This is a genomic window from Pseudomonas sp. KCJK9111, assembly GCF_046231935.1.
Classification (GTDB): domain Bacteria; phylum Pseudomonadota; class Gammaproteobacteria; order Pseudomonadales; family Pseudomonadaceae; genus Aquipseudomonas; species Aquipseudomonas parafulva_B.
In genome coordinates, this window is record NZ_JBJJMO010000008.1 from 14,405 (window position 1) to 38,823 (window position 24,419).

Genomic DNA, 24,419 nt, shown 5'->3' on the forward strand with positions numbered 1-24,419 from the left:
GGCACATCCCATAACCAGACAGTCAGGATCAACCATGCCCGCCGTGCCCTCTTCCGTCCCAGCCTTTCATCACCAGATCATCATCATAGGCGCCGGTGCTGCCGGCATTGCAACGGCGTCCAGCCTGCTCAAGCGCGACCGCTCGCTGGACATCGCCCTGATAGACCCCGCCGAGGTCCATTACTACCAACCCGGCTGGACCATGGTCGGTGCCGGGGTCTTCGATGCCCCGAGCACGGCTCGGCCGATGTCGTCCGTCATCCCTCGCGCGGTGCGCTGGATCAAGTCACAGGTGCAGGGGTTCGATGCACAGTGTCGCAAGGTCCTGCTGGCAGATGGCAGGGCTTTCACCTATGAACAGCTGGTGGTCTGCCCCGGATTGAAGCTGGATTGGGCGGCCATCGATGGGCTGGCCGATACCCTGGGCGAGCATGGCGTCACGTCCAATTACCGCTATGACCTGGCGCCCTATACCTGGGAGTTGGTGCAAGGCCTCAAGCAAGGCCGCGCCGTGTTCTGCCAGCCGCCCATGCCCATCAAATGCGCTGGCGCACCGCAAAAAGCGCTGTACCTTTCGTGCGACCACTGGCTGCGCCAGGGCCGACTGGGCACCGTGCGAGCCAGCTTTTTCAACGCCGGCAATGCCTTGTTCGGGGTGCCGGCCTATGTGCCTGCCTTGATGGCGTACATCGACAAGTACTCGGTAGACCTCAACTTCGGCCATCGGCTGATCGCGGTGGATGGACCGAAGCAGCAGGCTGTGTTCGCCCATACGTTTGCGGATGGCACTCAGCACCTTCGCACCGAGCCGTTCGACATGCTGCATGTGGTACCGCCGCAGGTCGCACCCGACTTCATTCGTCACAGCTGCCTCGCCGATGGCGCTGGCTGGGTGGATGTGGATCCCGCGACCCTGCGCCATCGTACCTTCGCCCATGTGCACGCCCTTGGGGACGTGATCAATGCCAGCAACGCGAAGACGGCAGCCGCTGCACGCAAGCAAGCGCCGGTAGTGGCCAACAATGTATTGGTGGCCCTGGGCCGACGCACGGGCCTGGCGCACTATGATGGCTACGGCTCCTGCCCACTGACGGTCGAGCGCGGCAAGATCGTGCTGGCCGAGTTTGGCTATGGTGGCGCGCTCAAGCCGAGCTTTCCCCAGTGGCTCCTTGACGGCCGCAAACCCACACGGCTGGCCTGGCTGCTCAAAGCTCGCCTGCTACCACCCTTGTACTGGCAAGGCATGCTCAAGGGCCGTGAATGGCTGGCCAAGCCGGTGGCAAGCACGACCGAGGCAGCCCAGTGATCGATCAGGCGTGGCTCAGTACAGGCCTAGGCACGATCATCGGCGCGGTCTTGGCACTGACCGGTGCCGGTGGCGGCATCCTTGCGGTGCCGTTGCTGGTGTTCGGCCTGGGACTTTCGATGGCGCAGGCCGCCCCGATCGGTTTGCTGGCGGTGGGGCTGTCGGCGGCGGTGGGTGCCGGCTTGGGCTTGCGCCATGGCGTGGTGCGCTACCGTGCGGCCCTGTTCATCGCAGCAGTGGGCATCGTGTTCACGCCCCTGGGGCTGATGCTCGCGCACCGCTTGCCCAACGCACCGCTGCAGCTGATGTTTGCAGGCATCCTGATCTACGCGTGCATGCGCACCTGGTTGAAGGCCCGTCAGCAATTGATTGGTGCAGACTCAGGTGCACATCGCTTCATCGAGCCCTGTGTACTCAACCCTCTGCAGGGCCGGTTACGCTGGACGCTTCCGTGCGCTCGGGCGCTTGCCGGCACCGGGGCGCTGTCGGGGTTGCTGTCAGGCCTGCTGGGTGTGGGCGGCGGCTTTGTCATCGTCCCTGCCCTGCGACGCTACACCAACTTGCGTATGGTCAGCATCGTCTCTACCTCCCTGGCAGTCATCGCGCTGGTCGCCTTGGGCAGTGTCGCTACCGCCACCCTTGCAGGGAGCATGCGCTGGCAGGTGGGTGCGCCATTTGCGCTAGGTGCGGTACTGGGCCTGCTGGTGGCCCGGCCACTGGCGGCAAGGCTGGAGGGCCCCCGCCTGCAACAACTGTTCGCCATCGCAGGCTGGGCCGCAGCGGCGTTGTTGATCAGCAAAGCGCTAGGGGGCTAGCAGCGCATCCTGCTCGGCGGCACACAGGTTCAACAGATAATCCCATACCACGCGCAGGCGCACGGATTTATGCAGTTCGCGCCGGGTGCATATCCAATAACTGCGCTGGATGGTTTCCCCCGGCAGCACCCTAACCAACGTCGGGTCGTTCCGCGCCATGTAGTTGGGTAGTACGGCGATACCCAGCCCAGCACGCGCCGCCGCTTGCTGGGCAATCACGCTGGTACTGCGAAACACCACGTTCGGCGATCGGCTGAAGCTGTTGAGAAACAGCAGCTCCTGACTGAACAGCAAGTCGTCCACGTAGCCGATCCAACTGTGGCGCGCCAGGTCTTCGCGGTTGCGCAATGGCGCGGCACGCTCCAGGTACGCTGCGCTGGCATAGAGGGCCAGCCGGTAGTCGGTCAGCTTGCGGGTGATCAGCAAGTCTGCACTTGGCCTTTCCAGGTGAATGCTGATTTCCGCTTCACGGTTGAGGATGCTGACGAAACGCGGCACCGCAACCAACTCCACTTCCAGGCCAGGGTAGCGCTCGAACAGCTCATTCATCCGTGGCGTGAAGAACATGATGCCGATCCCCTCCGTGACGCCGAGGCGGATCTTGCCAAGCGGCGTGATGGCCTGGGTGATTTCCTCCTGCGCCAGCAAGGCGGTGTTCTCCATGGCTTCGGCATGTTTGAGCAGTGCCTGACCCGACGGCGTCAGCTCATACCCCTGCGCATGCTGAACGAACAATGCAGTGCCCAGGCTCTGCTCGATACGCTCGATGTGACGCGCAACGGTGCTGTGGGTCGTCTCCAGACGCTTGGCGGCCGTCAACAAGCGCCCGCTGCGTTGCAGCTCCAGGAAAAACCGCAAATCATTCCAATCGAACATGCTGGTCCTTGAACATGAGTATCGTGCGCCTAGGTAGTAGGCGCCGACGTTCCGAGAGGCATCGCTGTGCTTAAACGCACAACGGGTGCGCGAAATCGCGTGTTTCTTCCGCGAAATTACTCACTAAGCTGGTTGTGGACAAGAACAAAAACAGGCCCTGAGGTCCTCTATGTCATCAGTCGATTCTGCCTACGACTATGTGATCGTGGGTGCCGGCCCCGCTGGCTGCTTGCTGGCAAACCGGTTGTCTGCCGACCCGTCATGCCGGGTGCTGCTGCTCGAAGCCGGTGGGCGGGATAACTACCCTTGGATTCACGTGCCAGTGGGCTACCTGTACTGCATCGGTAACCCGCGCACGGACTGGTGCTTCAAGACCGAGGCCCAGCCTGGGCTGCAAGGTCGATCGCTGGGTTACCCTCGTGGCAAGGTCCTAGGCGGGTGCTCTTCGATCAATGGCATGATTTACATGCGTGGCCAGGCAGCTGACTACGACCACTGGGCTAGCCTAGGCAACCGGGGCTGGGCCTGGAAAGACGTGTTGCCGCTGTTCAAGCAAAGCGAAAGCCACCATGGCGGTGCCAGCGAACACCATGGTAGTAGCGGTGAATGGCGTGTAGAGCGCCAGCGCTACAGCTGGCCGATCCTCGACGCTTTCCGCGATGCAGCCGAGCAGACGGGTATCACCAAGGTCGATGACTTCAATACGGGTGACAACGAAGGCTGTGGATATTTTCAGGTCAACCAGCGCAGCGGTGTTCGCTGGAACGCATCCAAAGCTTTTCTGCGCCCCATCAAACACCGCCCTAACCTGAGTGTCCTGACCGATGTGCAGGTGGACCAGGTGCTGCTCAGCAACACGCGTGCTCGCGCAGTTAAAGCCTATTGGCAGGGTAGCTGGCACGAGTTCTCGGCGCGACGAGAGATTGTGCTGTGTGCAGGTGCAGTAGGCTCGCCCGGCATCCTGCAACGCTCGGGCATTGGTCCACAGCAGTTGCTGGAGGGCCTGGGTATCGGGGTACGCCATGCCGTGCCGGGTGTGGGTAGCAACCTGCAGGATCACTTGCAACTACGGCTGATCTACCAGATCGGCAACGCACGTACCCTCAACCAGATGGCCAATAGCCTGTGGGGGAAGATGGGCATGGGCCTGCGCTACCTGTACGATCGCAGCGGTCCGCTGGCCATGGCCCCGAGCCAGCTGGGCGCCTTCGTCCGCTCGAGCCCCGACCAGGCCACAGCGAACTTGCAGTACCACGTGCAGCCTCTGTCACTGGAGCGTTTTGGCGAGCCGTTGCATCAGTTTCCAGCCTTCACGGCTTCGGTGTGCAATTTGCGGCCACTGAGCCGTGGACGTATCGATATTTGCAGTGCAGACATGCACAGCGCGCCCTTGATCGACCCCAATTACCTAAGCGACCCCCAGGACCTGCGCGTCGCCGCCGACGCCATTCGTCTCACCCGGCGCATTGTGCAGGCCCCTGCCCTGGCCGCCTTTGCGCCCAAGGAATATCTGCCAGGGCCTGCCCTGCAGACCGAAGAACAGCTGCACGAAGCGGCGGGCAAGATAGGCACGACGATCTTCCATCCCGTAGGGACCTGCCGCATGGGCAATGGCCCCATGGATGTGGTCGATGACCAGCTTCGTGTTCATGGCATCCCAGGCCTTCGCGTGGCAGACGCATCGATCATGCCCCAGATCACGTCGGGCAATACCTGTTCACCTACCCTGATGATCGCCGAGAAGGCGGCGCAGCTTATTTTGAAAGGAGCAGCCACTACGACCTTCCTCAACCAGGATGCAGTACCAACACCCTGACCGGGTGTGCAATACGACAGCGCGTAGTCGGACGCTGTCGGCAGTGGAACAACAAGAATAATCACTGTGGCCTGCGGGCCGAGGACAGCAACGATGTCGGATTACATCCAAGAGCAGGATGCGGCCGCCAGCCGCCCCAGTCGTCGTGAAGAACGCAAGATCATCTTCGCGTCATCGCTCGGTACGGTTTTCGAGTGGTACGACTTTTTCCTCTACGGCGCCCTGGCTGCCGTGATCAGCAAGCAGTTTTTCGCGGGCGTCAACGACACCACCGCGTTCATCTTTGCACTGATGGCGTTTGCCGCCGGCTTCCTGGTGCGACCGTTTGGCGCGCTGGTGTTCGGCCGCCTGGGGGACATGATCGGGCGTAAGTACACCTTTCTCATCACCATCGTGCTGATGGGACTGTCCACGTTCGCCGTTGGCCTTTTGCCCACCTATGCCAGCATCGGCATCGCAGCGCCGATCATCCTGGTCGTGTTGCGCATGCTGCAAGGCCTGGCGCTGGGCGGTGAGTACGGCGGTGCAGCCACCTACGTGGCCGAACATGCGCCACCTGGCAAGCGGGGGTTCCATACTGGGTTCATTCAGTCCACCGCCACCTTGGGTCTGTTGCTGTCATTGCTAGTGGTACTGGGCAGCCGTTACGTGAGTGGCGATCAGTTCGAAACCTGGGGCTGGCGGCTGCCGTTTCTGCTGTCCATCGTGCTGTTGGGGATCTCGACCTGGATCCGGATGAGCATGCACGAGTCCCCGGCCTTCGTGAAAATGAAGGCACAGGGCAAGATCAGCAAATCGCCAATCCGTGAGTCGTTTACGTCCTGGCCAAACCTGAAGGTCGTGCTCACGGCGCTGTTCAGTATCAATGCGGGTCAGGCTGTCACCTTCTATACGGCACAGTTCTACGTGCTGTTTTTCATGACCCAGATGTTGAAGATGGACCCGGCCCAGGCCAACACGCTGCTGATCATCAGCGTGGTGATCGGGGCGCCGTTTTTCGTGTTCTTTGGATGGCTGTCCGATCGGATTGGGCGCAAACCGATATTGATGCTGGGCCTGCTGTTGGCCACGGTGCTCTACTTCCCCTTGTTCAAGGCCCTTAGCTTCTACGCCAACCCGCAGATCGACACCGCCAGCCGCCAGGCGCCCATCGTCGTCACCGCTGACCCGAAAGGTTGCACCTTCCAGTTCGACCCTGTGGGCAAAGCCCGCTTTGATAGCCCTTGCGACAAGGTAAAGACCTTCCTGGTCAAGCAGGGCTTACCCTACAACTCGGTAAGCGTTGATGGCAGCGACGTGGTCGTGAGCATCGGCGACAAGACCATCAATGGCTATGACGAGGCGGCCATGCGCGCGGCGGTCGAGCAGGCAGGGTATCCCGCCAAGGCTGATCCGGCCCAAGTCAACAGCGTGATGGTGGTCGTGTTGATCGTAGCCATGATCCTGATCGCCACCATGACCTATGGACCGCTGGCTGCCGTGATGGTCGAGCTGTTCCCTACGCGTATCCGGTACACCTCCATGTCCTTGCCCTATCACATCGGCAATGGCTGGTTCGGCGGTTTCCTGCCCACGGTATCGTTCGCCTTGGTGGTCTACACCGGGGATATTTTCTACGGGTTGTGGTATCCGGTACTGGTCACAGGTATCAGCCTGGTAGTGGGCATCTTCTGTCTCAAAGAGACCAAGGATGTGGACATCGACAAGGTGTGATTCGCTAAACCGCAGCCACAAAAAACCGGCTCTAAAAGCCGGTTTTTTTATGCCGTGAAAAAACTTATGCACGTTTTTCCAAAAAATCAATAAAGAACAAATATGCAGCAAATTCATAGGCTTAGCTAATTTTCGAAACAGCTAATCCATAATTTGCTCACACGTTATCCACAAGCGGCTCAGGCCTGGGCCTGCGTGCTTTCTTCGACCTGCGCAACAGAGCCCAGGGCCCGTTGGGTGGCTTCGTTCCAGGCCTGGGCGCGGTCATTGAGTTCGGCGATGGCGCGAGGGCCTGTGCCGTTGGCGTACATGGGTTCGCCGATCACCACTTCGATGGTGCCAGCGTGCTTGCCCCAGCCATTCTTCGGCCAGTACTTGCCGGCATTATGGGCAATGGGCAATACCGGTAGCCCAGCGTTTACCGCCAGCGCCGTTCCGCCTCGAGAGAACTTGCCCACCGTGCCAAAAGGTACGCGTGTGCCCTCTGGGAAAATAAGGACCCAGGTTTTCTGCTTGAGCAGTTCATCGCCCTTCTTGGCCACCTGGCGCAAGGCTTCCTTGGGGTTGTCGCGGTCGATGGCAATGGGGCGCAGCATGGCCATGGCCCAGCCAAAGAAAGGCACATACAGCAGTTCACGCTTGAGCACTTGGCTAAGCGGCGAGAAATACTGGGACAGGAAAAACGTCTCCCAGGTGCTCTGGTGATTCGACAAGATCACGCAGGGCTCGGCTGGCACGTTTTCAGCGCCGGTAATCTTGTAATCGATGCCTACGATGACGCGTGCCAGGAAAATAGCGCAGCGGCACCAGTACACATTGATGAATCTGTAGCGCTTGGGGAACGACAGAAATGGCGCAACGAAGAAGCTCAGCGAGCACCAGAGCAGCGAACTGGTACCCAGCAGCAGGTAAAAAAGAAAGACTCTGATCGCCTGCAGGATCGACATAGTGGTTCGTACCATTGCGGGACTTGCCCGCTTTTAGAAAAGTGCGCCCAAAGGCGCACCGTTTAGATAAGTGCTCTGGCGATGGCAGCCAGATCGTCATAGATCAGGGTTGAGGCCGGAACGCCCTTCTCAAGGGTGCGTTCGCCTTTGCCTGTCTTTACTAGAACAGGTTGTGCATCGACGGCCAGCGCAGCCTGTAGGTCACTTTGGCTATCGCCCACGAACCAGACGCCCTCAAGGCTTGCCTGGTAATGCTCGGCGATGGCCCGCAACAGGCCCGGCTTGGGCTTGCGGCAGTCGCAGCCTTCATCTGGGCCATGCGGGCAATACACGATATGCCCCACCTCACCGCCCTGCTCGGCCACCAGCATGCGCAAGCGCGCGTGCATGGCCTCGAGCGTCGCGATTGGGTAATAACCACGGGCGATACCGGACTGGTTGGTGGCCACGGCCACCGTCCAGCCCGCTTTGCTCAACTGCGCGATCGCCTCGATGGCGCCAGGGATGGGCACCCATTCATCCAGCGACTTGATATAGGCGTCGGAGTCCTGGTTGATGACCCCGTCACGATCGAGAATCAGCAGTTTCAAGGCCTACCCCAGCAGCGAAATGTCGGCCACACCCAGGAACAGCCCACGCAGACGGCTGAGCAGGGCATATCGGTTGGCGCGTACCTTGGCGTCCTCGGCATTCACCATCACGGCCTCGAAGAAGGCATCGACCGGGTCACGCAGTGCGGCAAGGCGCGCCAGCGACTCGCTGTACTGGCGTGCAGCAGCCATCGGTTGCACAGCCTGATCGGCTTGCTGGATAGCCGAGTACAGCGAGAACTCGTTGGCGTTGTCGAAGTACTTGGGCTCGACCTGTTCGGCGATGGCGCCTTCTGCCTTGCTCAACAGGTTCGACACGCGCTTGTTGACGGCGGCCAGTGCCTCGGCTTCGGGCAGCTTGCGGAAGGCCTGGACAGCCTGAACGCGCTGATCGAAGTCCAGTGCAGAACCCGGCTGAAGCGCGCGAACCGAAAGGTAGGTGGCGACGTCGATGCCTTCGTCTTCGTAACGAGCACGCAGCCTGTCGAAGATGAACTCCAGCACCTGGTCAGCCAGCCCGGCAGCCTTGACCTTGGCCCCGTATTGCTTGACCGCGAACTGCACGGCACCGGTCAGGTCCAGGTCCAGCTGCTTCTCGATCAGGATGCGCAGCACGCCCAGTGCGGCGCGGCGCAGGGCGTACGGGTCCTTGCTGCCGGTTGGCAGCATGCCGATGCCGAAGATACCCACCAGGGTATCGAGCTTGTCGGCGATGGCGACGGCAGCACCGGTCAAGGTCTGAGGCAGTTCTGCACCAGCACCGCGTGGCATGTACTGCTCGTTCAGCGCCAGCGCCACATCCTGCGGTTCATCGTCGTTGAGCGCGTAATAGTAGCCGGCTACGCCCTGCATCTCTGGGAACTCACCGACCATTTCCGTGGCCAGGTCGCACTTGGACAGCAAGCCGGCACGCGCGGCTCGTTGAGCATCGCCGCCAATCAAGGGCGCAATGAATGCTGCCAGTTTCGATACCCGCTCGGCCTTGTCATAGACCGTACCCAGCTGGGCCTGGAACACCACATTCTTCAAGCGCTCGTTGAAGGTTTCCAGCGGTTGCTTCTTGTCCTGCTTGAAGAAGAACTCGGCGTCGGTCAGGCGCGGACGCACGACCTTTTCATTACCCTGCACGATCTGCTTGGGGTCGCGGCTCTCGACGTTGGCCACGGTGATGAAGCGCGGCAGCAGCTTGCCTTCGCTATCGAGCAGGCAAAAGTACTTCTGGTTGTCCTGCATGGTGGTGATCAAGGCTTCTTGCGGCACTTCCAGGAAACGCTCTTCGAACGAGCACACCAGCGGTACCGGCCATTCGACCAGCGCGGTCACCTCGTCCAGCAACGCGGGCGGCACGATGGCGGTGCCTTCCTGCTGCATGGCCAGCTCGGCGGTGCGTTTGGCGATCAGGTCGCGACGCTCACTGAAATCGGCCAGCACGTAGGCCTTGCGCATGTCTTCGACATAGTTGGCCGGGGCGCTGATGGTGACGTTTTCCGGATGGTGGAAGCGGTGCCCGCGCGATTGGCGGCCGGCTTTCTGGGACAACAGGGTGCAGTCGACCACCTGATCGCCCAGCAGCATCACCAGCCATTGGGTCGGACGCACGAACTCTTCACGGCTTGCCGCCCAGCGCATGCGCTTGGGAATAGGCAGGTCGTTGAGCGAGTCTTCGACGATGGTCGGCAGCAGGCCTGCGGTCGCCTTGCCGGGGATGTGCTGGGAGAAGCGCAGCTTGGGGCCGCTACGGTCGATGTCGGCCAGCTCCACACCGCACTTCTTGGCAAAGCCCAGTGCAGCCTGGGTCGGCTCGCCTTCTGCATTGAAGGCCGCTTGCAAGGGCGGGCCATCGATGTTGATGCTGCGGTCAGGCTGCTGCACATCGAGTTGACGGATCAGCACCGCCAGGCGACGCGGCGCGGCGTAGACCGATTTGCCGGTGTAGTTCAGGCCAGCAGCTTGCAGGCCTTTTTCGATACCGGCCAGGAACGCGTCGCCCAGGGTCGCAAGGGCCTTGGGTGGCAGCTCTTCGGTGCCCAGTTCTACCAGGAAATCTTGAGCACTCATTGTGCAGCCTCCAGCTTAGCCAACACTTCGTCACGCAGTTCGGGGGTCGCCATCGGGAAGCCCATGCGCGCACGGGCCTGCAGGTAGCTTTGCGCCACGTCGCGGGCCAGGGTTCGCACCCGCAGGATGTAACGCTGGCGCTCGGTCACCGAGATGGCGCGACGGGCATCGAGCAGGTTGAACGTATGGGATGCCTTGAGGACCATTTCATAGGTCGGCAACGGCAGCTCCAGCTTGATCAGGCGGTTGGCTTCGCTCTCGTAGAAGTCGAACAGCTCGAACAGTTTCTCGACGTTGGCGTGCTCGAAGTTGTAGGTCGACTGCTCCACTTCGTTCTGGTGGAACACGTCGCCGTAGCTGACCTTGCCGAACGGACCATCGGCCCATACCAGGTCGTAGACCGAGTCCACGCCCTGGATATACATGGCCAGGCGCTCCAGGCCATAGGTGATTTCACCGGTCACCGGGTAGCATTCGATACCACCGACCTGCTGGAAATAGGTGAACTGGGTCACCTCCATGCCATTGAGCCAGATTTCCCAGCCCAGGCCCCAAGCGCCGAGGGTTGGCGATTCCCAGTTGTCTTCGACGAAGCGAATGTCGTGCACCAACGGGTCCAGACCGATGGCCTTCAGCGAGCCGAGGTACAGCTCCTGGAAGTTGGCCGGGTTGGGCTTGAGCACCACCTGGAATTGATAGTAATGCTGCAGGCGGTTGGGGTTTTCGCCATACCGCCCGTCGGCAGGGCGACGGCTCGGCTGCACGTAGGCGGCGTTCCAGGTTTCTGGACCCACTGCGCGCAGGAAGGTAGCGGTGTGGAAAGTGCCGGCGCCTACTTCCATATCGTAGGGCTGAAGCACCACACAACCTTGCTCGGCCCAGTAGTTCTGCAGGGCGAGGATCAGGTCTTGGAAGGTACGCACGGCTGGCGTAGGCTGGCTCACGAAATTCACCTGTATCTGGGGATGCGGATGTAAAGAGCGGGAGTATAACCTGATTCGCCTCGCCCTCTACTCATTGGAGCCTTATGCCACGCTGCTTTTGGTGTACCGACGATCCGTTGTACCAGGCCTACCATGACCAGGAATGGGGAACGCCCCAGCGTGACCCGGCGTTGCTGTTCGAGATGCTTTTGCTCGAAGGGTTCCAGGCAGGGCTTTCCTGGATCACCGTGCTGCGCAAGCGCGAGCGCTACCGTGAAGTGCTGGAGGGCTTCGATCCTGCGAAACTCGCGGTGATGAGCGACGAGCGCATCGAGACGTTGATGCAGGATGCCGGCATCATCCGCAATCGGCTCAAGCTCAAGGCTGCCAGGCGAAATGCCCAGGCCTGGCTGGCTGTGGATAACCCGGCCGAGTGGCTATGGTCGTTCGTCGGCGGCGCCCCGAAGATCAACCATTTCAGCACGCGCAGCGAAGTCCCGGCCGTGACCGAAGAAGCCCAAGCCATGAGCAAGGCGTTGCGCAAGGCCGGCTTCACCTTCGTCGGCCCGACCATCTGCTATGCCTTCATGCAGGCGACCGGCATGGTCATGGACCACACCACCGACTGTGATCGCTACGCCGCCTTGTCCCACTGAAGGGTTACAATGCCCGTCTTGCTGAAATAAGGAACTCGCCTGTGGAAAAGTTCAAGGGCGCCCTGATGGTCGGGGTGCTGCGACTGTTCGCCAAGTTGCCTTGGGGTGCGGTGCAACGCGTCGGGGCCGGCATCGGCTGGCTGATGTGGAAAATACCCAATGGCTCGCGCAACGTGGTGCGCATCAACCTGGCCAAATGCTTCCCCGAGATGGACCCGGTTGCCCGCGAGCAGCTGGTTGGCCAGGCACTGCGGGACATTGGCAAATCCTTCGTCGAAAGCGCCTGCGCCTGGATCTGGCCCCCACACCGTTCGCTGGAACTGGTCAAGGAGGTGCATGGGCTGGAGGTGCTGGAGCAGGCCCTGGCGTCAGGAAAGGGGGTTGTGGGTATCACCAGTCATTTGGGCAATTGGGAAGTGCTGAACCACTTCTATTGCAACCAATGCAAGCCGATCATTTTCTACCGCCCACCCAAGCTCAAGGCGGTGGACGACCTGCTGCGCGAGCAGCGTGTGCAGATGGGCAACCGCGTCGCACCTTCGACCAAGGAAGGCATCCTCAGCGTGATCAAGGAAGTTCGGCGCGGTGGCCAGGTCGGCATCCCGGCCGACCCCGAGCCGGCCGAGTCGGCGGGTGTATTCGTTCCCTTCCTGGGCACTGAGGCGCTGACCAGCAAGTTCGTGCCGAACATGCTGGCTGGCGGCAAGGCAGTCGGGGTTTTCCTGCATGCCCTGCGTCTGCCTGATGGCTCAGGCTTCAAGGTGTTTCTGGAAGCCGCGCCGGAGGCGATGTACAGCACCGACGTGAACGAGTCGGCGGCCGCGATGAGCAAGGTGGTCGAGCGGTATGTGCGCGAGTATCCCAGCCAGTACATGTGGAGCATGAAGCGCTTCAAGAAGCGTCCGGCAGGCGAGGCGCGCTGGTATTGAGGCGCGCATCGCCGGCAGCGGCTGCCTGGCAGCCGATGCGTCGGCGCTAGCGAGCTCAGCGTTTGTCGAGTTTCTTGAGAAACACCGTCATCTCTTTCTCGGCCTGCTTGTCACCATGGGCCTGCGCCGCCGCGATGCCGTCTTCCCAGGCCTTGCGCGCCGCTGGCAGGTCCGCCAGCAACTGGTAGGCCTTGCCTAACAGCTTCCAGACTGCCGAGTACTTGGGGTCCTGCTCGACACAGCGAGCCAGGTGCACGGCAGCCTGCGCGCCATTGCCTTCGTCGAGCCAAGCCTTGCCCAAGCCAAAGCGCAACAATGGGTTATCCACACCCTTGGCCAGCATGTTTTCCAACGATTGGCGCATGTCCCGCCTCCTAGAAGAAACTCAAGCCGACGTGGAACAGCTTTTCCACATCCCGAATGTGTTTCTTGTCCACAACGAACAGGATCACATGGTCACCTGATTCGATGACTGTCGTGTCGTGCGCGATGAGCACACTGTCGTGGCGAATGATGGCACCGATGGTCGTCCCTGGGGGCAGGGTTATGTCCTCGATTGCCTTGCCCACCACCTTGCTCGACTTCGCATCACCGTGGGCCACTGCCTCGATGGCTTCGGCTGCACCACGACGCAGCGAATGCACGCTCACGATATCGCCACGGCGCACGTGCGCCAGCAAGGTGCCGATGGTGGCCAATTGCGGGCTGATGGCAATGTCGATTTCACCCCCCTGCACCAGGTCTACATAGGCCGGGTTGTTGATGATCGTCATGACCTTGCGTGCACCCAGGCGCTTGGCCAGCAGGGACGACATGATGTTGGCTTCGTCATCGTTGGTCAGGGCCAGGAAGATATCAGTGTCGGCGATGTTTTCTTCCAGCATCAGGTCCTTGTCCGATGCGCTGCCCTGCAGCACCACGGTACTGTCCAACGTATCGGACAGGTATCGGCAGCGTGCCGGGTTCATCTCGATGATTTTCACCTGGTAGCGGCTTTCGATGGCTTCGGCCAGGCGCTCGCCTATCTGCCCGCCGCCAGCGATGACGACTCGCTTGTTGGTTTCATCGATGCGGCGCAGCTCGCCCATGACCGCCCGGATGTCCTTTTTGGCGGCGATGAAGAACACCTCGTCATCGGCCTCGATCACCGTGTCACCGCGCGGTGTGATCGAGCGGTCACGGCGGAAGATCGCCGCCACCCGGGTTTCCACATGGGGCATGTGCGCGCGTATCTGGCGCAGCTGCTGGCCGACCAGCGGGCCGCCGTAGTACGCCTTAACGGCCACCAACTGCGCCTTGCCCTGGGCGAAGTCGATGACCTGCAACGAACCGGGCTGTTCGATCAGGCGCTTGATGTAGTGGGTGACGACCTGTTCTGGGCTGATCAGCACATCGACCGGGATATGGTCGTTGTCGAACAGTTCTTCGCGGGTCAGGTAGGCCGACTCGCGCACCCGGGCGATTTTTGTCGGTGTGTGGAACAGCGAGTAGGCCACCTGGCACGCGACCATGTTGGTCTCGTCGCTGTTGGTCACGGCAACCAGCATGTCGGCGTCCTCGGCGCCTGCCTGTCGCAACACCGTAGGCAGCGACCCACGCCCCTGCACGGTGCGGATATCCAGGCGATCACCCAGGTCGCGCAGGCGGTCGCCATCGGTATCGACCACGGTGATGTCGTTGGCCTCGCTGGCCAGGTGCTCTGCAAGCGTTCCGCCCACCTGGCCGGCGCCCAGGATGATGATCTTCATCCGCTACTCCCCAGTGTGCTCAACCGCGCGAGGCGGCAATCTTGATCAGCTTGGCATAGTAGAAACCGTCGTGGCCGCCTTCCTGGGCCAACAACTGGCGCCCATGCGTCTGGCGCAGGCCCGCTTCGGTGGCCAGGTCCAGCTCGCGTGCGCCTGGCGTGCGCGCCAGGAACGCGCCGATCACCTCGGTATTTTCGGTCGGTAGGCTGGAGCAGGTGGCGTACAGCAGCATGCCGCCCACCTCCAGTGTTGGCCACAGGGCATCGAGCAACTCGCCTTGCAAGGCCGCCAGCGGCGCGATGTCTTCGGCCTGGCGAGTGAGCTTGATGTCTGGATGACGACGGATGACGCCAGTGGCCGAGCAAGGAGCGTCCAGCAGAATGCGCTGGAACGGTTTGCCGTCCCACCAGCTGGCCGTATCGCGGGCATCGCAGGCGATCAGTTCGGCGTCGAGCCTCAGGCGGTCGAGGTTTTCGCGCACGCGCACCAGGCGCTTGGCTTCAAGGTCGATGGCCACCACGTGAGAGAGCCCGGCTTCGGCCTCCAGCACATGGCAGGTCTTGCCTCCCGGGGCGCAGCATGCGTCGAGCACGCGTTGACCGGGCGCCAGCTCCAGCAGGTCGGCGGCCAGTTGCGCGGCTTCGTCCTGGACGCTGATCCAGCCTTCGGCAAAGCCTGGCAGGCCGCGTACATCCCGCGGCTCGGCCAGCACGATACCGTCACGGCTATACGCGCAGGCCTGGGCCTGGACGCCTGCATCGGCGAGCAGCTTCAGGTAGCCGTCGCGGCTGTGATGGCGGCGGTTGACGCGCAGGATCATCGGCGGGTGCGCATTGTTGGCGGCGCAGATGGCTTCCCACTGATCCGGCCAGAAGGCCTTGAGCGCCTTTTGCAGCCAGCGTGGATGGGCGGTGCGCACCACCGGGTCGCGCTCCATGTCGGCCAGCATGGCTTGGCCGTCGCGCTGTGCACGGCGCAGCACCGCGTTCAGCAGCCCCTTGGCCCAGGGTTTTTTCAGCTTGTCGGCGCAACCCACGGTTTCACCAATGGCGGCATGAGCCGGGATGCGGGTATAGAACAACTGGTACAAGCCAATCAGCAACAACGCCTGCACATCGGCATCGGCGGCCTTGAAGGGCTTTTGCAACAGCTGCGCTGCCAGCAGGTCCAGGCGCGGCTGCCAACGGGCGGTACCAAAGGCCAGGTCTTGGGTCAGCCCGCGGTCACGGTCCTCGACCTTGTCCAGTTGCGCGGGCAGGGAGCTGTTGAGGGAGGCCTTGCCGCTGAGCACAGCGGCAAGGGCACGGGCGGCAGCCAGGCGTGGGTTCATTGGCCGAGCACCTTGCCTGGCGTGAATTTCTCTTTGCGGCTGTTGAACAGGTCAGCGAAGGCCAGGGCCTTGCCGCCTGGCAATTGCAGGCGGGTCAGGCTGAGCGCCTGCTCGCCGCAAGCAACCACCAGGCCGTCTTTGCTTGCCGCCAGGATTTCACCGGGTGCGCCCTGCCCTGTGGCCAGGCACGCACCCAGCACCTTCACGGTTTCCCCGTCGAGCGTGCTGTGGCAAATCGGCCAAGGGTTGAATGCCCGAATCAGGCGCTCCAGCTGTTCAGCTGGCAGGGACCAGTCCAGACGCGCTTCGTCCTTGTTCAGCTTGTGCGCATAGGTAGCCAGGGCGTCGTCCTGCGTCTCGCCGTGCAAGGTGCCATCGGCCAGCCCGGCGATGGCCTGGATGACGGCCGCCGGCCCCATTTGCGCCAGGCGATCGTGCAGGCTGCCGCCGGTATCAGTGGCGTTGATCGGGGTGACGACCTTGAGCAGCATGGGACCGGTGTCCAGGCCCGCTTCCATGCGCATGACGGTCACGCCGCTTTCGGCATCGCCCGCCTGCACTGCCCGCTGAATCGGGGCCGCCCCGCGCCAGCGTGGCAGCAAGGACGCGTGGCTGTTGATGCAGCCAAGGCGCGGGATGTCCAGTACCGCCTGGGGCAGGATCAGGCCGTAGGCAACCACGACCATCAGGTCGGGTGCCAAGGCTGTCAATTGTGCCTGGGCCTCGGCATTGCGCAGGCTTGGTGGCTGCATCACCGGGATGTCATGGGCCACGGCCAGCGCCTTGACCGCGCTGGGCATCAGCTTCTGACCGCGGCCTGCCGGGCGATCGGGCTGGGTGTAGACGGCCACGACTTCGTACGGGCTGTCGAGCAGGGCCTTGAGGTGTTCGGCGGCAAACTCGGGAGTGCCTGCAAAGACGATGCGCATGGTGTTCTCGCTGCAAAAAGAAAAAGGCTTGCCGGAGCAAGCCTTCTGGAAGGTGGGAATCAGGCTTGCTGGCGGTGCTGTTTTTCCAGCTTCTTCTTGATTCGATCCCGCTTGAGCTGTGACAGGTAGTCGACGAACAGCTTGCCATTGAGGTGATCGAACTCGTGCTGCACGCACACCGCCAGCAGGCCTTCGCATTCCAGCTCGAACGGTGTGCCGTCACGATCCTGGGCCTTGACCCTCACGCGCAGGGGCCGATCGACGTTCTCGTAGAAGCCCGGCACTGACAGGCAACCTTCCTGGTACTGGCCCATGTCATCGGTCAGTTCCTCGACCGACGGGTTGATGAAGACGCGAGGTTCGCTGCGGTCTTCGCTGAGGTCCATCACCACGACTTGCTGGTGCACGTTGACCTGGGTCGCAGCCAGGCCGATGCCAGGGGCTTCGTACATGGTTTCAAACATGTCGTCGATCAGCTGGCGCAGGGCGTCGTCGAACGCCGTCACCGGTTTGGCGATGGTGCGCAGGCGCGGGTCCGGGAATTCGAGAATGTTCAAAATGGCCATAAGGTCAGGCAGTCACTGTGCGTTTGGTTGAAAACTGAACACACATAATAAAGGGAAACGCGGACTTCGGCACCTGGCAACCTCGTCTAGGGTGACTATTGGCGTGATAGCCCCCAGCCAATGGACAGCTTTTCAAAGTGTTACTCACAGAGTTATCCACAGGTTGCGAAGCCTGAATCAACCGTTTTGCATCAAGGATGATTGCCGATGTCTGATTGCTCCTTATCTACTTGCCCGCCTGCAGAACTGGAGGCGCGGTTGCGCCTGCATTGCCTTCCCGAGACCGGCTTGCGCCGCTTTTCTGCCCTGATCGAGGCCTTCGGAAGTGCCTCATCGGCGCTCAGTGCCCCCGGTTCTGCCTGGCGCGCACTGGGCATTCCCCATGCCAGTATCGATGCAAGGCGCAGCCCTCAAGTGCGGGATGCGGCCAGTGCTGCAATGCGCTGGCTAGAGCGTCCGGGCCAGCAATTGCTGATGTGGGACAGCCCAGACTACCCCGCGTTGCTCGCCGAAATCGACGATGCCCCGCCGCTGCTGTTCGTGGCGGGGAACGTTTCGCTGCTCAGCCGCCCACAACTGGCGATCGTGGGCAGCCGCCGCGCGACGCCGCCGGCGGTGGACACGGCTGGCGCGTTTGCCAGGTACCTTGCCCAGGCGGGCTTCGTCGTCACCAGTGGCCTGGCGGTAGGTATCGATGGTGCCGCTCACCGTGCTGCGCTGCAGGCTGGCGGGGCCACGATAGGCGTACTGGGCACAGGGCTTGAAAAACTTTATCCACAGCGGCACAAGTCGTTGGCCCAGGCGATGATCGACAACGGCAGTGCACTGGTGTCGGAGTACCCGCTCGACGCCGGGCCGCTGCCGGGTAACTTTCCCCGGCGCAACCGCATCATCAGCGGTCTTTCGTTGGGTGTGCTGGTGGTCGAGGCCAGCCTGGCCAGCGGCTCGTTGATCACGGCCCGGCTCGCCGCCGAGCAGGGCCGTGAGGTCTATGCCATTCCCGGCTCCATTCATCACCCCGGCGCCAAGGGCTGTCACCAGCTGATCCGCGACGGCGCCCTGCTTGTCGAAAGCGTCGAGCAGATACTCGAAACCCTGCAAGGCTGGCAGAACCTGCCTCCGGCAGCTGCAGACACCTTCGATCACCCACTGCTGGCGCTGTTGCACGCTGCACCGCAGACCGCCGAAAGCCTGGCCCACTGCAGTGAGCAGCCGCTGGCAGAGGTACTGGCGCAGCTCACCGAACTGGAGCTCGCTGGCCGGGTCAGCAATCAAGCGGGACGTTGGTTTGCCCGCTCGGGCTGAGTAAACTGCGCCCAGGCAACATTCCCAGTGGAGAAGCATCAATGGTGAGCAGTTTTCGTGTGCAACAAGCCGCACGTGAGATCCGGGCAGGCGCAGTGATCGCCTACCCGACGGAGGCGGTCTGGGGCCTGGGCTGCGACCCGTGGAACGAGGACGCGGTCTATCGGCTGCTGGCACTGAAGTCGCGACCTGTGGATAAGGGGTTGATCCTGGTCGCCGACAACATCCGCCAGTTCGACTTCCTGTTCGAAGACTTCCCCGAAGACTGGATCGACCGGATGGCCAGCACCTGGCCTGGTCCCAACACCTGGCTGGTGCCGCATCAGGATCTGCTACCTGAATGGGTGACCGGGCAGCACGACACCGTAGCGCTTCGCGTCAGCGACCACCCCGTGGTGCGCGAGCTGTGCGCGTTGGTCGGGCCGCTGATCTCCACGTCGTGCAACCCTGGCGGGCGCCCTGCGGCAAAGACCCGGCTGCGGGTGGAGCAGTACTTCCACGGACAACTGGATCTGGTGCTGGGTGGGGCGTTGGGCGGGCGGAAGAACCCGAGTTTGATTCGCAATCTGGCTACCGGCGAGGTGGTACGGCCGGGTTGATGCACCTGCGGGCCATGCTGTTGGCCAGGCTTGGACCGAGCGCCTGAGCCATCCCCCCCATGACGCCTTGGTTTTTTCTGATTTTTGCCAAGGCAGTTGTTTGATATTCGGTTTGGGAAATATCCTACGAGCCGCGTCCCCGGCCATCACCTTTTCAGTAGGAACCGCTGCCCGTAGGCTTCAGCTGTCGCCAAATACCTTGGCGATCGGGTGTGGTAGCCCGGATGCATTCTTTCTATGACAGTCTATGGCGGCTGTGCGTGGGAGGCTTTCGAGCCTGCCTGGATTGGAAAATGCCCGGGTCTACCACCCCGCGTACAGTCGCCACCTATTCACGTGGTAGTGGTATGTGGCGGCGTTAGGAGCATTTTCCAATGAAAAAAATAGTCCCTGATCCACCCCTTCCTTCCACTTCCGCCCACCCATTCGGCCGCTGCGATGCCGGCCATGACCCACTCTTCACCGTCAACCCGAACATTTCCGCCGAGGACGCTCTGGTCCACGTAGCCCTATACCTGCGTAGCGCCTACGAAACCGGCTACAAAGCCCTGGATTACATGCGAGAAGAAGGCCGTGGCATGTTCTGGTCGAACCTGCATGCGATTGAAATGGCAGAAGGCGTGGTCGAGGCCATCCTGGATGGCATCGAGTCGAATCCGCCGTCGCAGAAGAAGGTGTGAGGGCTGACAGGTTTTTAGCGCCTGTGAGATCGAGCGCCGCGTAGGCGGCGCTCGATCTGCGCAACACTACAAAAACCAAGGCAAGCACCTGGTCGCCATAACGCGACCTTCTGCCAATCAAGGCAACAAAACAGTGGACCCCACAGTTCGCCGCGCCGACAGCTCGCTCTGGGCCTTGGCCGCTTCGCTGAGCGGGTAGCGCTGCTGGATATCCACCGTCACTTTGCCGCTGGCAATCATGGCGAAGAGGTCATCAGCCATGGCCTGGGTGTTCTCGGCGTTGTTGGCATAAGTCGCCAGGGTCGGCCGTGTGACGTACAGCGAGCCCTTCTGCGCCAGAATCCCCAGGTTCACCCCACTCACCGCACCCGAGGCATTGCCGAAGCTCACCATCAACCCCCGCGCTTGCAGGCAATCGAGCGACGTCAGCCAGGTGTCGACGCCCACCCCGTCATACACGACTGGGCATTTCTTGCCGTCGGTCAGCTCCAGCACCCGTTTGGCGACATCCTCCTGGCTGTAGTCGATGGTGGCCCAGGCGCCCAAGGCCTTGGCCCGCTCGGCTTTATCGGCAGAGCTCACGGTACCGATGAGCTTGGCACCCAGCGCCTTTGCCCACTGGCACGCCAGCGAGCCTACACCGCCTGCGGCCGCATGGAACAGGATTACATCGCCAGGCTGCACAGCGTAGGTCTGCTTGAGCAGGTACTGCACGGTCAGGCCCTTGAGCATGACGGCGGCAGCCTGCTCGAAGCTGATGGCCTCTGGCAGCTTGACCAGGTTGGCCTCAGGCAGCGTGTGCACCTCGCCGTAGGCGCCCAATGGGCCCCCGCCATACGCCACGCGGTCGCCGACCTTCAATCGGGAAACGCCAGGGCCCACGGCCTCGACCACCCCTGCCCCTTCGGTACCCAGGCCCGAAGGCAGGGACGGCGGCGCGTACAAACCGCTGCGGAAATAGGTATCGATGAAGTTCAGGCCCACAGCGTGGTTGCGCACGCGCACTTGCTGAGGCCCAGGGTCAGCGGGCTCGAAGTCCACCCACTGCAGCACTTCGGGGCCGCCGTGCTGGCTGAACTGGATACGCTTGGCCATCTCGTACTCCTGGATTCGGGATCGGGAAAGGGGCCTCTATCGGACGCCTTTGCTTGACTGCCGTCAACTGCGGGGCGCTGGCAGGCGGTGTTATGCTACGCGCCACTTGTTTCCTGCCCGCTCCTGGTGACCCGATGATTAGCCGCACCGAGGCTGTGAAAGCCTATCTGCTCGACTTGCAAGACCGCATCTGCTCAGCCCTGGAACGCGAAGACGGCGGCGCCCGCTTCGTCGAGGACGCCTGGGTGCGCGAAGCGGGTGGCGGGGGCCGTACGCGGGTGATCGGCGAAGGCACCGTCATCGAGAAAGGCGGGGTGAATTTCTCCCATGTGTTCGGCACCGGGTTGCCGCCTTCAGCCAGCGCCCATCGGCCGGAGTTGGCTGGGCGCGGTTTCCAGGCGCTCGGGGTGTCGCTGGTGATCCACCCGCATAACCCCCACGTGCCTACTTCCCACGCCAACGTGCGGTTTTTCATCGCCGAGAAGGAAGGCGAAGAGCCGGTCTGGTGGTTCGGCGGTGGCTTCGATCTGACGCCGTATTACGGTGTGGAGGAAGATTGCGTGCACTGGCATCGAATCGCGGAACAGGCGTGCGCGCCCTTTGGCGCCGATGTTTACCCACGCTACAAGGCCTGGTGCGACCGGTATTTTCACCTCAAGCACCGGGGTGAGCCCCGTGGCATCGGCGGGCTGTTCTTCGATGACCTGAACGAGTGGGACTTCGATACCTGCTTCGCCTTCATCCGCGCCATCGGCGATGCCTATATCGACGCGTACCTGCCCATCGTGCAGCGCCGCAAGGGTACGCCCTATACCCCACAGCAACGGGAATTCCAGGAGTTTCGCCGGGGCCGCTACGTCGAGTTCAACCTGGTCTACGACCGTGGCACGTTGTTCGGGCTGCAGTCTGGCGGGCGCACCGAGTCCATCCTCATGTCGCTACCACCGCAGGTACGCTGGGGCTATGACTGGAAACCCGCGCCAGGCAGTGAAGAGGCGCGGCTGACCGAGTACTTCCTGCAAGACCGTGACTGGCTCGGCCAGTAAGCCTGTAACCATTCAAGGAGCCGTCATGGACCAGTACGTCGTTTTTGGCAACCCGATCGGCCACAGCAAGTCGCCGCTGATTCATCGCCTGTTCGCCGAACAGACCGGCCAGGACCTGGAGTACGCCACGTTGCTGGCGCCGCTGGACGACTTCAGTGACTGCGCGCGCGGCTTTTTCAAGCAAGGCAGCGGTGCCAACGTCACCGTGCCATTCAAGGAAGAAGCCTATCGCCTGTGCGACAGCCTTACCCCGCGCGCGCGCCGTGCAGGCGCGGTGAACACGCTCAGCAAGCTGGCCGACGGTACTTTGCAGGGGGACAACACCGACGGTGCGGGGCTGGTCCGTGACCTGACCGTCAATGCCGGTGTGGAACTGGCAGGTAAACGCATCCTTGTCCTCGGTGCCGGCGGCGCCGTGCGCGGGGTGCTGGAGCCGCTGCTGGCGCAAAACCCGCAGTCACTGGTGATCGCCAACCGCACGGTGGAGAAGGCCGAACGCCTGGCCGAGGCGTTCGATGAACTGGGGCCGGTGGTGGCCAGCGGGTTCGCCTGGTTGCAAGAGCCGGTGGACGTGATCATCAATGCTACCTCGGCCAGCCTGGCCGGTGAGCTGCCACCGATTGCCAGCAGCCTCATCGAACCCGGTCGTACGGTGTGCTACGACATGATGTATGGCAAGGCGCCAACGCCGTTCTGCCAGTGGGCCACCCAACATGGCGCTGCCAAGGTGCTGGACGGTCTGGGGATGCTGGCCGAACAAGCCGCCGAAGCTTTTTATGTGTGGCGCAGTGTGCGGCCGGACACTGCTCCGGTTCTCGCTGAACTGCGCAGCCAGCTGGCGCGGGGCTGACAGCAAGCTGGGCGCCTGAGCGGCGCTTCGTGTGGCTGCTCAGTCCTCGAACCGGATTGGGCAACGCGCCGGGCCTTCGAGCTTGTGCAGTTCTTCGATCACCTGTGGCCTGGCGCCGCGCAAGGTCAGGCTGCCGCCCGTTCGCTGCAGCCGCCTCGCCTCGCGGTGCAGCATGTCCACCCCTGAATAGTCGATGAAGTTTACCTGCCGCGCATCCATGACCACCTTCGGGCCCTGGCAGCGCTGCAGGCGTACTTGCAGGTAATGCGCGGCACCGAAGAAGATCGAGCCGCCTACACGCAAGATGTCCGCATCGCCTTCGCGGCTCTGGTGGATGCGCGGGCGCGAGGTGCGCTTGAGGTAGAAGAACAGGGAAACCAGCACACCGGCATAGATGGCCGTCTGCAATTCCAGGAGCAAGGTGGCCGCTGCCGTCAGCGCCATGACCACGAACTCGGCACGGCTCACACGCAGCAATGCGCCGATGGCCTTGCGATCAACCAGCCCCCAGCAAATCAACAGAATGCTGCCAGCCATCGCCGGAATCGGCAGGTGCGCGATCAGGCCGGCACCGGCGACGGCAAACACCGCTACCCACAGCGCCGAGAACACCCCGGCCATGGGTGAGCGCGCGCCTGCGTCATAGTTCAGGCCCGATCGGGTGAACGAGCCCGATGAGAGATAGCCGGAAAAGCACGCACCGACGATGTTGGAGAGCCCTTGGGCACGTATCTCCTGGTCGGCGTCAATCAGTTGCTCGGAGCGCGCAGACAACGAACGGGCGATGGACAAGCTGGTCACCAGCCCCAGCATGCCAACGGCCACGGCGCTGGGGAGCAGGCGCAGTATCAGGTCCATGTCCAGCAGCGGCACGGCACTCAAGGGTGGCAGGCGCCCCTCGAATGCCGGTACTCGCGGAACGTGCTCGAACACGCCGGGCAGCAGCCACGCCAGCAGGCTGACGGCCAACAGACTTATCAACAGGCTGGGCCAGCGAGGGCGCCATAGTTTCAGCGCCATGCCCATTGCCACGGTAAGCGCCCCCAGAATCAAGGACGGCACGTCCGTTTCGCCGGCATGGCTGGCCAAGTCCTGAGCCGTCTTCAAGGCGGTGGCCTGGCTGGGCAAATCCAGCCCGAGCAGGTTGGGCAGCTGCCCCAGCGCGATGACCACGGCAGCCCCAAGGGTGAAGCCGATCACTACCGAATGCGAGACGAAATTGACCAAGGCCCCGAAACGCAGAAGCCCCAGCAGCAACTGGAAGACACCACCCAGAAAGGTCAGCAGCAGCACAAGGGTGATGTAGTCATCGCTTCCTGCTACTGCCAACGGGCTGACACTGGCGTACAGCACGATGGAAATGGCCGCCGTCGGTCCGCAGATCAGATGCCAGGAGGACCCCCACAGACAAGCGATCAGCACCGGGACGATGGCTGCATACAGCCCATATTCCGCTGGCAGGCCGGCGATCAGGGCATAGGCGATGGATTGCGGCAGCGCCAGGATGGCGCCGCTCAACCCCACCAGCAGGTCCTGACGCAAGCTGCGGGGCGTCTGGCGCGGCAGCCAGGCTAGAAAGGGCAGCAGGCGTATGAGGCGATGCATAGGGTGGTCAAAATCCCCAGGATGTGTCTGTTCTGGA

At 62.3% G+C, this 24,419-nt stretch carries 23 protein-coding genes; 11 read left to right on the forward strand and 12 right to left on the reverse strand.

The window, feature by feature from the left end; all coding sequences use genetic code 11:
• Window positions 1-34 precede the first annotated feature (34 nt).
• Both ACK59L_RS05325 and ACK59L_RS05330 read left to right on the forward strand, forming a co-directional pair.
• Window positions 35-1,306 carry an FAD/NAD(P)-binding oxidoreductase gene (locus ACK59L_RS05325; protein ID WP_409272279.1) on the forward strand — a complete coding sequence of 424 codons (1,272 nt, stop codon included), beginning with the start codon at window positions 35-37 and terminating at the stop codon, window positions 1,304-1,306.
• Window positions 1,303-2,121, forward strand: a complete 819-nt coding sequence (locus tag ACK59L_RS05330) for a sulfite exporter TauE/SafE family protein (protein ID WP_409272369.1) — start codon at window positions 1,303-1,305, stop codon at window positions 2,119-2,121. The genes ACK59L_RS05325 and ACK59L_RS05330 overlap by 4 nt, the downstream gene beginning before the upstream one ends.
• On the opposite strand, the gene ACK59L_RS05335 is transcribed toward ACK59L_RS05330, so the two are convergent.
• Complete coding sequence (locus ACK59L_RS05335; RefSeq protein WP_409272281.1) at window positions 2,110-2,997, reverse strand: LysR family transcriptional regulator; 888 nt, start codon at window positions 2,995-2,997, stop codon at window positions 2,110-2,112. The two genes, ACK59L_RS05330 and ACK59L_RS05335, sit on opposite strands and share 12 nt — an antisense overlap.
• A 169-nt stretch (window positions 2,998-3,166) precedes the next feature.
• On the opposite strand from ACK59L_RS05335, the gene ACK59L_RS05340 reads away from it, so the two are divergent.
• Both ACK59L_RS05340 and ACK59L_RS05345 read left to right on the forward strand, forming a co-directional pair.
• A complete protein-coding gene (locus ACK59L_RS05340) occupies window positions 3,167-4,813 on the forward strand; it encodes a GMC family oxidoreductase (RefSeq protein WP_409272283.1) in 1,647 nt (548 codons plus the stop codon).
• A gap of 93 nt (window positions 4,814-4,906) precedes the next feature.
• Entirely contained in the window at window positions 4,907-6,526 is a 1,620-nt protein-coding gene (locus ACK59L_RS05345; RefSeq protein WP_058602703.1) for an MFS transporter, read from the forward strand.
• Between the two features lie 179 nt (window positions 6,527-6,705).
• Here ACK59L_RS05345 and ACK59L_RS05350 read toward each other — a convergent pair whose 3' ends face one another.
• From ACK59L_RS05350 to glyQ, 4 genes are read right to left on the reverse strand one after another with little or no spacing between them, the layout of a single operon-like run.
• Window positions 6,706-7,488: a 1-acyl-sn-glycerol-3-phosphate acyltransferase gene (locus ACK59L_RS05350; protein WP_144963808.1), complete on the reverse strand. Its 783-nt coding sequence runs from the start codon at window positions 7,486-7,488 to the stop codon at window positions 6,706-6,708.
• 47 nt (window positions 7,489-7,535) lie between these two features.
• Window positions 7,536-8,063 carry a D-glycero-beta-D-manno-heptose 1,7-bisphosphate 7-phosphatase gene (gene gmhB, locus ACK59L_RS05355; RefSeq protein ID WP_196136879.1) on the reverse strand — a complete coding sequence of 176 codons (528 nt, stop codon included), beginning with the start codon at window positions 8,061-8,063 and terminating at the stop codon, window positions 7,536-7,538.
• A gap of 3 nt (window positions 8,064-8,066) precedes the next feature.
• Window positions 8,067-10,121 (reverse strand): glycine--tRNA ligase subunit beta, encoded by a 2,055-nt coding sequence (gene glyS / locus ACK59L_RS05360; protein ID WP_058602700.1) that lies wholly within the window; start codon window positions 10,119-10,121, stop codon window positions 8,067-8,069.
• Window positions 10,118-11,065 carry a glycine--tRNA ligase subunit alpha gene (glyQ, locus tag ACK59L_RS05365; RefSeq protein WP_023532379.1) on the reverse strand — a complete coding sequence of 316 codons (948 nt, stop codon included), beginning with the start codon at window positions 11,063-11,065 and terminating at the stop codon, window positions 10,118-10,120. The genes glyS and glyQ overlap by 4 nt, the downstream gene beginning before the upstream one ends.
• Before the next feature lie 83 nt (window positions 11,066-11,148).
• Between glyQ and ACK59L_RS05370 the strand changes: the two genes are divergently transcribed.
• The gene (locus ACK59L_RS05370; RefSeq protein ID WP_409272286.1) at window positions 11,149-11,700 is read left to right on the forward strand and encodes a DNA-3-methyladenine glycosylase I; all 552 of its coding nucleotides are present in this window, start codon (window positions 11,149-11,151) and stop codon (window positions 11,698-11,700) included.
• Between the two features lie 41 nt (window positions 11,701-11,741).
• Window positions 11,742-12,629, forward strand: coding sequence for a lysophospholipid acyltransferase (locus tag ACK59L_RS05375; RefSeq protein ID WP_027913290.1), 888 nt, complete (start codon window positions 11,742-11,744; stop codon window positions 12,627-12,629).
• 55 nt (window positions 12,630-12,684) lie between these two features.
• Here the strand turns inward: ACK59L_RS05375 and ACK59L_RS05380 are convergent, their stop codons facing one another.
• Genes ACK59L_RS05380 through def form a run of 5 tightly spaced genes read right to left on the reverse strand, consistent with a single transcriptional unit; the run spans window position 12,685 to window position 17,202 of the window.
• Window positions 12,685-12,993, reverse strand: a complete 309-nt coding sequence (locus ACK59L_RS05380; RefSeq protein WP_409272288.1) for a tetratricopeptide repeat protein — start codon at window positions 12,991-12,993, stop codon at window positions 12,685-12,687.
• A 10-nt stretch (window positions 12,994-13,003) separates the two neighbouring features.
• Window positions 13,004-14,377, reverse strand: a complete 1,374-nt coding sequence (gene trkA, locus ACK59L_RS05385) for a Trk system potassium transporter TrkA (protein WP_058602697.1) — start codon at window positions 14,375-14,377, stop codon at window positions 13,004-13,006.
• A 19-nt stretch (window positions 14,378-14,396) separates the two neighbouring features.
• Window positions 14,397-15,707 carry a 16S rRNA (cytosine(967)-C(5))-methyltransferase RsmB gene (rsmB, locus tag ACK59L_RS05390; protein WP_409272290.1) on the reverse strand — a complete coding sequence of 437 codons (1,311 nt, stop codon included), beginning with the start codon at window positions 15,705-15,707 and terminating at the stop codon, window positions 14,397-14,399.
• The gene (gene fmt / locus ACK59L_RS05395) at window positions 15,704-16,636 is read right to left on the reverse strand and encodes a methionyl-tRNA formyltransferase (protein ID WP_409272292.1); all 933 of its coding nucleotides are present in this window, start codon (window positions 16,634-16,636) and stop codon (window positions 15,704-15,706) included. The genes rsmB and fmt overlap by 4 nt, the downstream gene beginning before the upstream one ends.
• A gap of 59 nt (window positions 16,637-16,695) precedes the next feature.
• Window positions 16,696-17,202, reverse strand: coding sequence for a peptide deformylase (def, locus tag ACK59L_RS05400; RefSeq protein WP_023532616.1), 507 nt, complete (start codon window positions 17,200-17,202; stop codon window positions 16,696-16,698).
• A gap of 207 nt (window positions 17,203-17,409) precedes the next feature.
• Between def and dprA the strand changes: the two genes are divergently transcribed.
• From dprA to ACK59L_RS05415, 3 genes are all read left to right on the forward strand, one after another.
• Window positions 17,410-18,507 carry a DNA-processing protein DprA gene (dprA, locus tag ACK59L_RS05405; RefSeq protein WP_409272295.1) on the forward strand — a complete coding sequence of 366 codons (1,098 nt, stop codon included), beginning with the start codon at window positions 17,410-17,412 and terminating at the stop codon, window positions 18,505-18,507.
• Between the two features lie 41 nt (window positions 18,508-18,548).
• Window positions 18,549-19,106, forward strand: a complete 558-nt coding sequence (locus tag ACK59L_RS05410; RefSeq protein WP_027913284.1) for an L-threonylcarbamoyladenylate synthase — start codon at window positions 18,549-18,551, stop codon at window positions 19,104-19,106.
• Between the two features lie 374 nt (window positions 19,107-19,480).
• The gene (locus ACK59L_RS05415) at window positions 19,481-19,786 is read left to right on the forward strand and encodes a hypothetical protein (RefSeq protein WP_409272297.1); all 306 of its coding nucleotides are present in this window, start codon (window positions 19,481-19,483) and stop codon (window positions 19,784-19,786) included.
• 117 nt (window positions 19,787-19,903) lie between these two features.
• Here ACK59L_RS05415 and ACK59L_RS05420 read toward each other — a convergent pair whose 3' ends face one another.
• Window positions 19,904-20,881, reverse strand: coding sequence for an NADPH:quinone reductase (locus ACK59L_RS05420; protein WP_409272299.1), 978 nt, complete (start codon window positions 20,879-20,881; stop codon window positions 19,904-19,906).
• 134 nt (window positions 20,882-21,015) lie between these two features.
• Here ACK59L_RS05420 and hemF point away from each other — a divergent pair, with 134 nt between their 5' ends.
• Together hemF and aroE are read left to right on the forward strand one after the other, a co-directional pair.
• Window positions 21,016-21,927 carry an oxygen-dependent coproporphyrinogen oxidase gene (hemF, locus tag ACK59L_RS05425; protein ID WP_144963788.1) on the forward strand — a complete coding sequence of 304 codons (912 nt, stop codon included), beginning with the start codon at window positions 21,016-21,018 and terminating at the stop codon, window positions 21,925-21,927.
• A 25-nt stretch (window positions 21,928-21,952) separates the two neighbouring features.
• On the forward strand, window positions 21,953-22,777 hold the full coding sequence (gene aroE, locus ACK59L_RS05430) for a shikimate dehydrogenase (protein WP_409272301.1): 825 nt from the start codon (window positions 21,953-21,955) through the stop codon (window positions 22,775-22,777).
• Between the two features lie 39 nt (window positions 22,778-22,816).
• On the opposite strand, the gene ACK59L_RS05435 is transcribed toward aroE, so the two are convergent.
• Window positions 22,817-24,382, reverse strand: coding sequence for a SulP family inorganic anion transporter (locus tag ACK59L_RS05435; RefSeq protein ID WP_409272303.1), 1,566 nt, complete (start codon window positions 24,380-24,382; stop codon window positions 22,817-22,819).
• Window positions 24,383-24,419 lie beyond the last annotated feature (37 nt).

What these genes read in the sequence shown, in the direction of transcription:
- dprA (WP_409272295.1), top strand. Translation starts at nt 17,410, where the DNA reads ATGTCTGATTGCTCCTTATCTACTTGCCCGCCTGCAGAACTGGAGGCG.
- ACK59L_RS05410 (WP_027913284.1), top strand. Translation starts at nt 18,549, where the DNA reads ATGGTGAGCAGTTTTCGTGTGCAACAAGCCGCACGTGAGATCCGGGCA.
- rsmB (WP_409272290.1), bottom strand. Translation starts at nt 15,707, where the DNA reads ATGAACCCACGCCTGGCTGCCGCCCGTGCCCTTGCCGCTGTGCTCAGC.
- aroE (WP_409272301.1), top strand. Translation starts at nt 21,953, where the DNA reads ATGGACCAGTACGTCGTTTTTGGCAACCCGATCGGCCACAGCAAGTCG.
- glyS (WP_058602700.1), bottom strand. Translation starts at nt 10,121, where the DNA reads ATGAGTGCTCAAGATTTCCTGGTAGAACTGGGCACCGAAGAGCTGCCA.
- ACK59L_RS05325 (WP_409272279.1), top strand. Translation starts at nt 35, where the DNA reads ATGCCCGCCGTGCCCTCTTCCGTCCCAGCCTTTCATCACCAGATCATC.
- def (WP_023532616.1), bottom strand. Translation starts at nt 17,202, where the DNA reads ATGGCCATTTTGAACATTCTCGAATTCCCGGACCCGCGCCTGCGCACC.
- ACK59L_RS05420 (WP_409272299.1), bottom strand. Translation starts at nt 20,881, where the DNA reads ATGGCCAAGCGTATCCAGTTCAGCCAGCACGGCGGCCCCGAAGTGCTG.
- ACK59L_RS05345 (WP_058602703.1), top strand. Translation starts at nt 4,907, where the DNA reads ATGTCGGATTACATCCAAGAGCAGGATGCGGCCGCCAGCCGCCCCAGT.
- hemF (WP_144963788.1), top strand. Translation starts at nt 21,016, where the DNA reads ATGATTAGCCGCACCGAGGCTGTGAAAGCCTATCTGCTCGACTTGCAA.
- ACK59L_RS05370 (WP_409272286.1), top strand. Translation starts at nt 11,149, where the DNA reads ATGCCACGCTGCTTTTGGTGTACCGACGATCCGTTGTACCAGGCCTAC.
- ACK59L_RS05435 (WP_409272303.1), bottom strand. Translation starts at nt 24,382, where the DNA reads ATGCATCGCCTCATACGCCTGCTGCCCTTTCTAGCCTGGCTGCCGCGC.
- trkA (WP_058602697.1), bottom strand. Translation starts at nt 14,377, where the DNA reads ATGAAGATCATCATCCTGGGCGCCGGCCAGGTGGGCGGAACGCTTGCA.
- ACK59L_RS05335 (WP_409272281.1), bottom strand. Translation starts at nt 2,997, where the DNA reads ATGTTCGATTGGAATGATTTGCGGTTTTTCCTGGAGCTGCAACGCAGC.
- ACK59L_RS05340 (WP_409272283.1), top strand. Translation starts at nt 3,167, where the DNA reads ATGTCATCAGTCGATTCTGCCTACGACTATGTGATCGTGGGTGCCGGC.
- ACK59L_RS05350 (WP_144963808.1), bottom strand. Translation starts at nt 7,488, where the DNA reads ATGGTACGAACCACTATGTCGATCCTGCAGGCGATCAGAGTCTTTCTT.
- ACK59L_RS05415 (WP_409272297.1), top strand. Translation starts at nt 19,481, where the DNA reads ATGAAAAAAATAGTCCCTGATCCACCCCTTCCTTCCACTTCCGCCCAC.
- fmt (WP_409272292.1), bottom strand. Translation starts at nt 16,636, where the DNA reads ATGCGCATCGTCTTTGCAGGCACTCCCGAGTTTGCCGCCGAACACCTC.
- ACK59L_RS05380 (WP_409272288.1), bottom strand. Translation starts at nt 12,993, where the DNA reads ATGCGCCAATCGTTGGAAAACATGCTGGCCAAGGGTGTGGATAACCCA.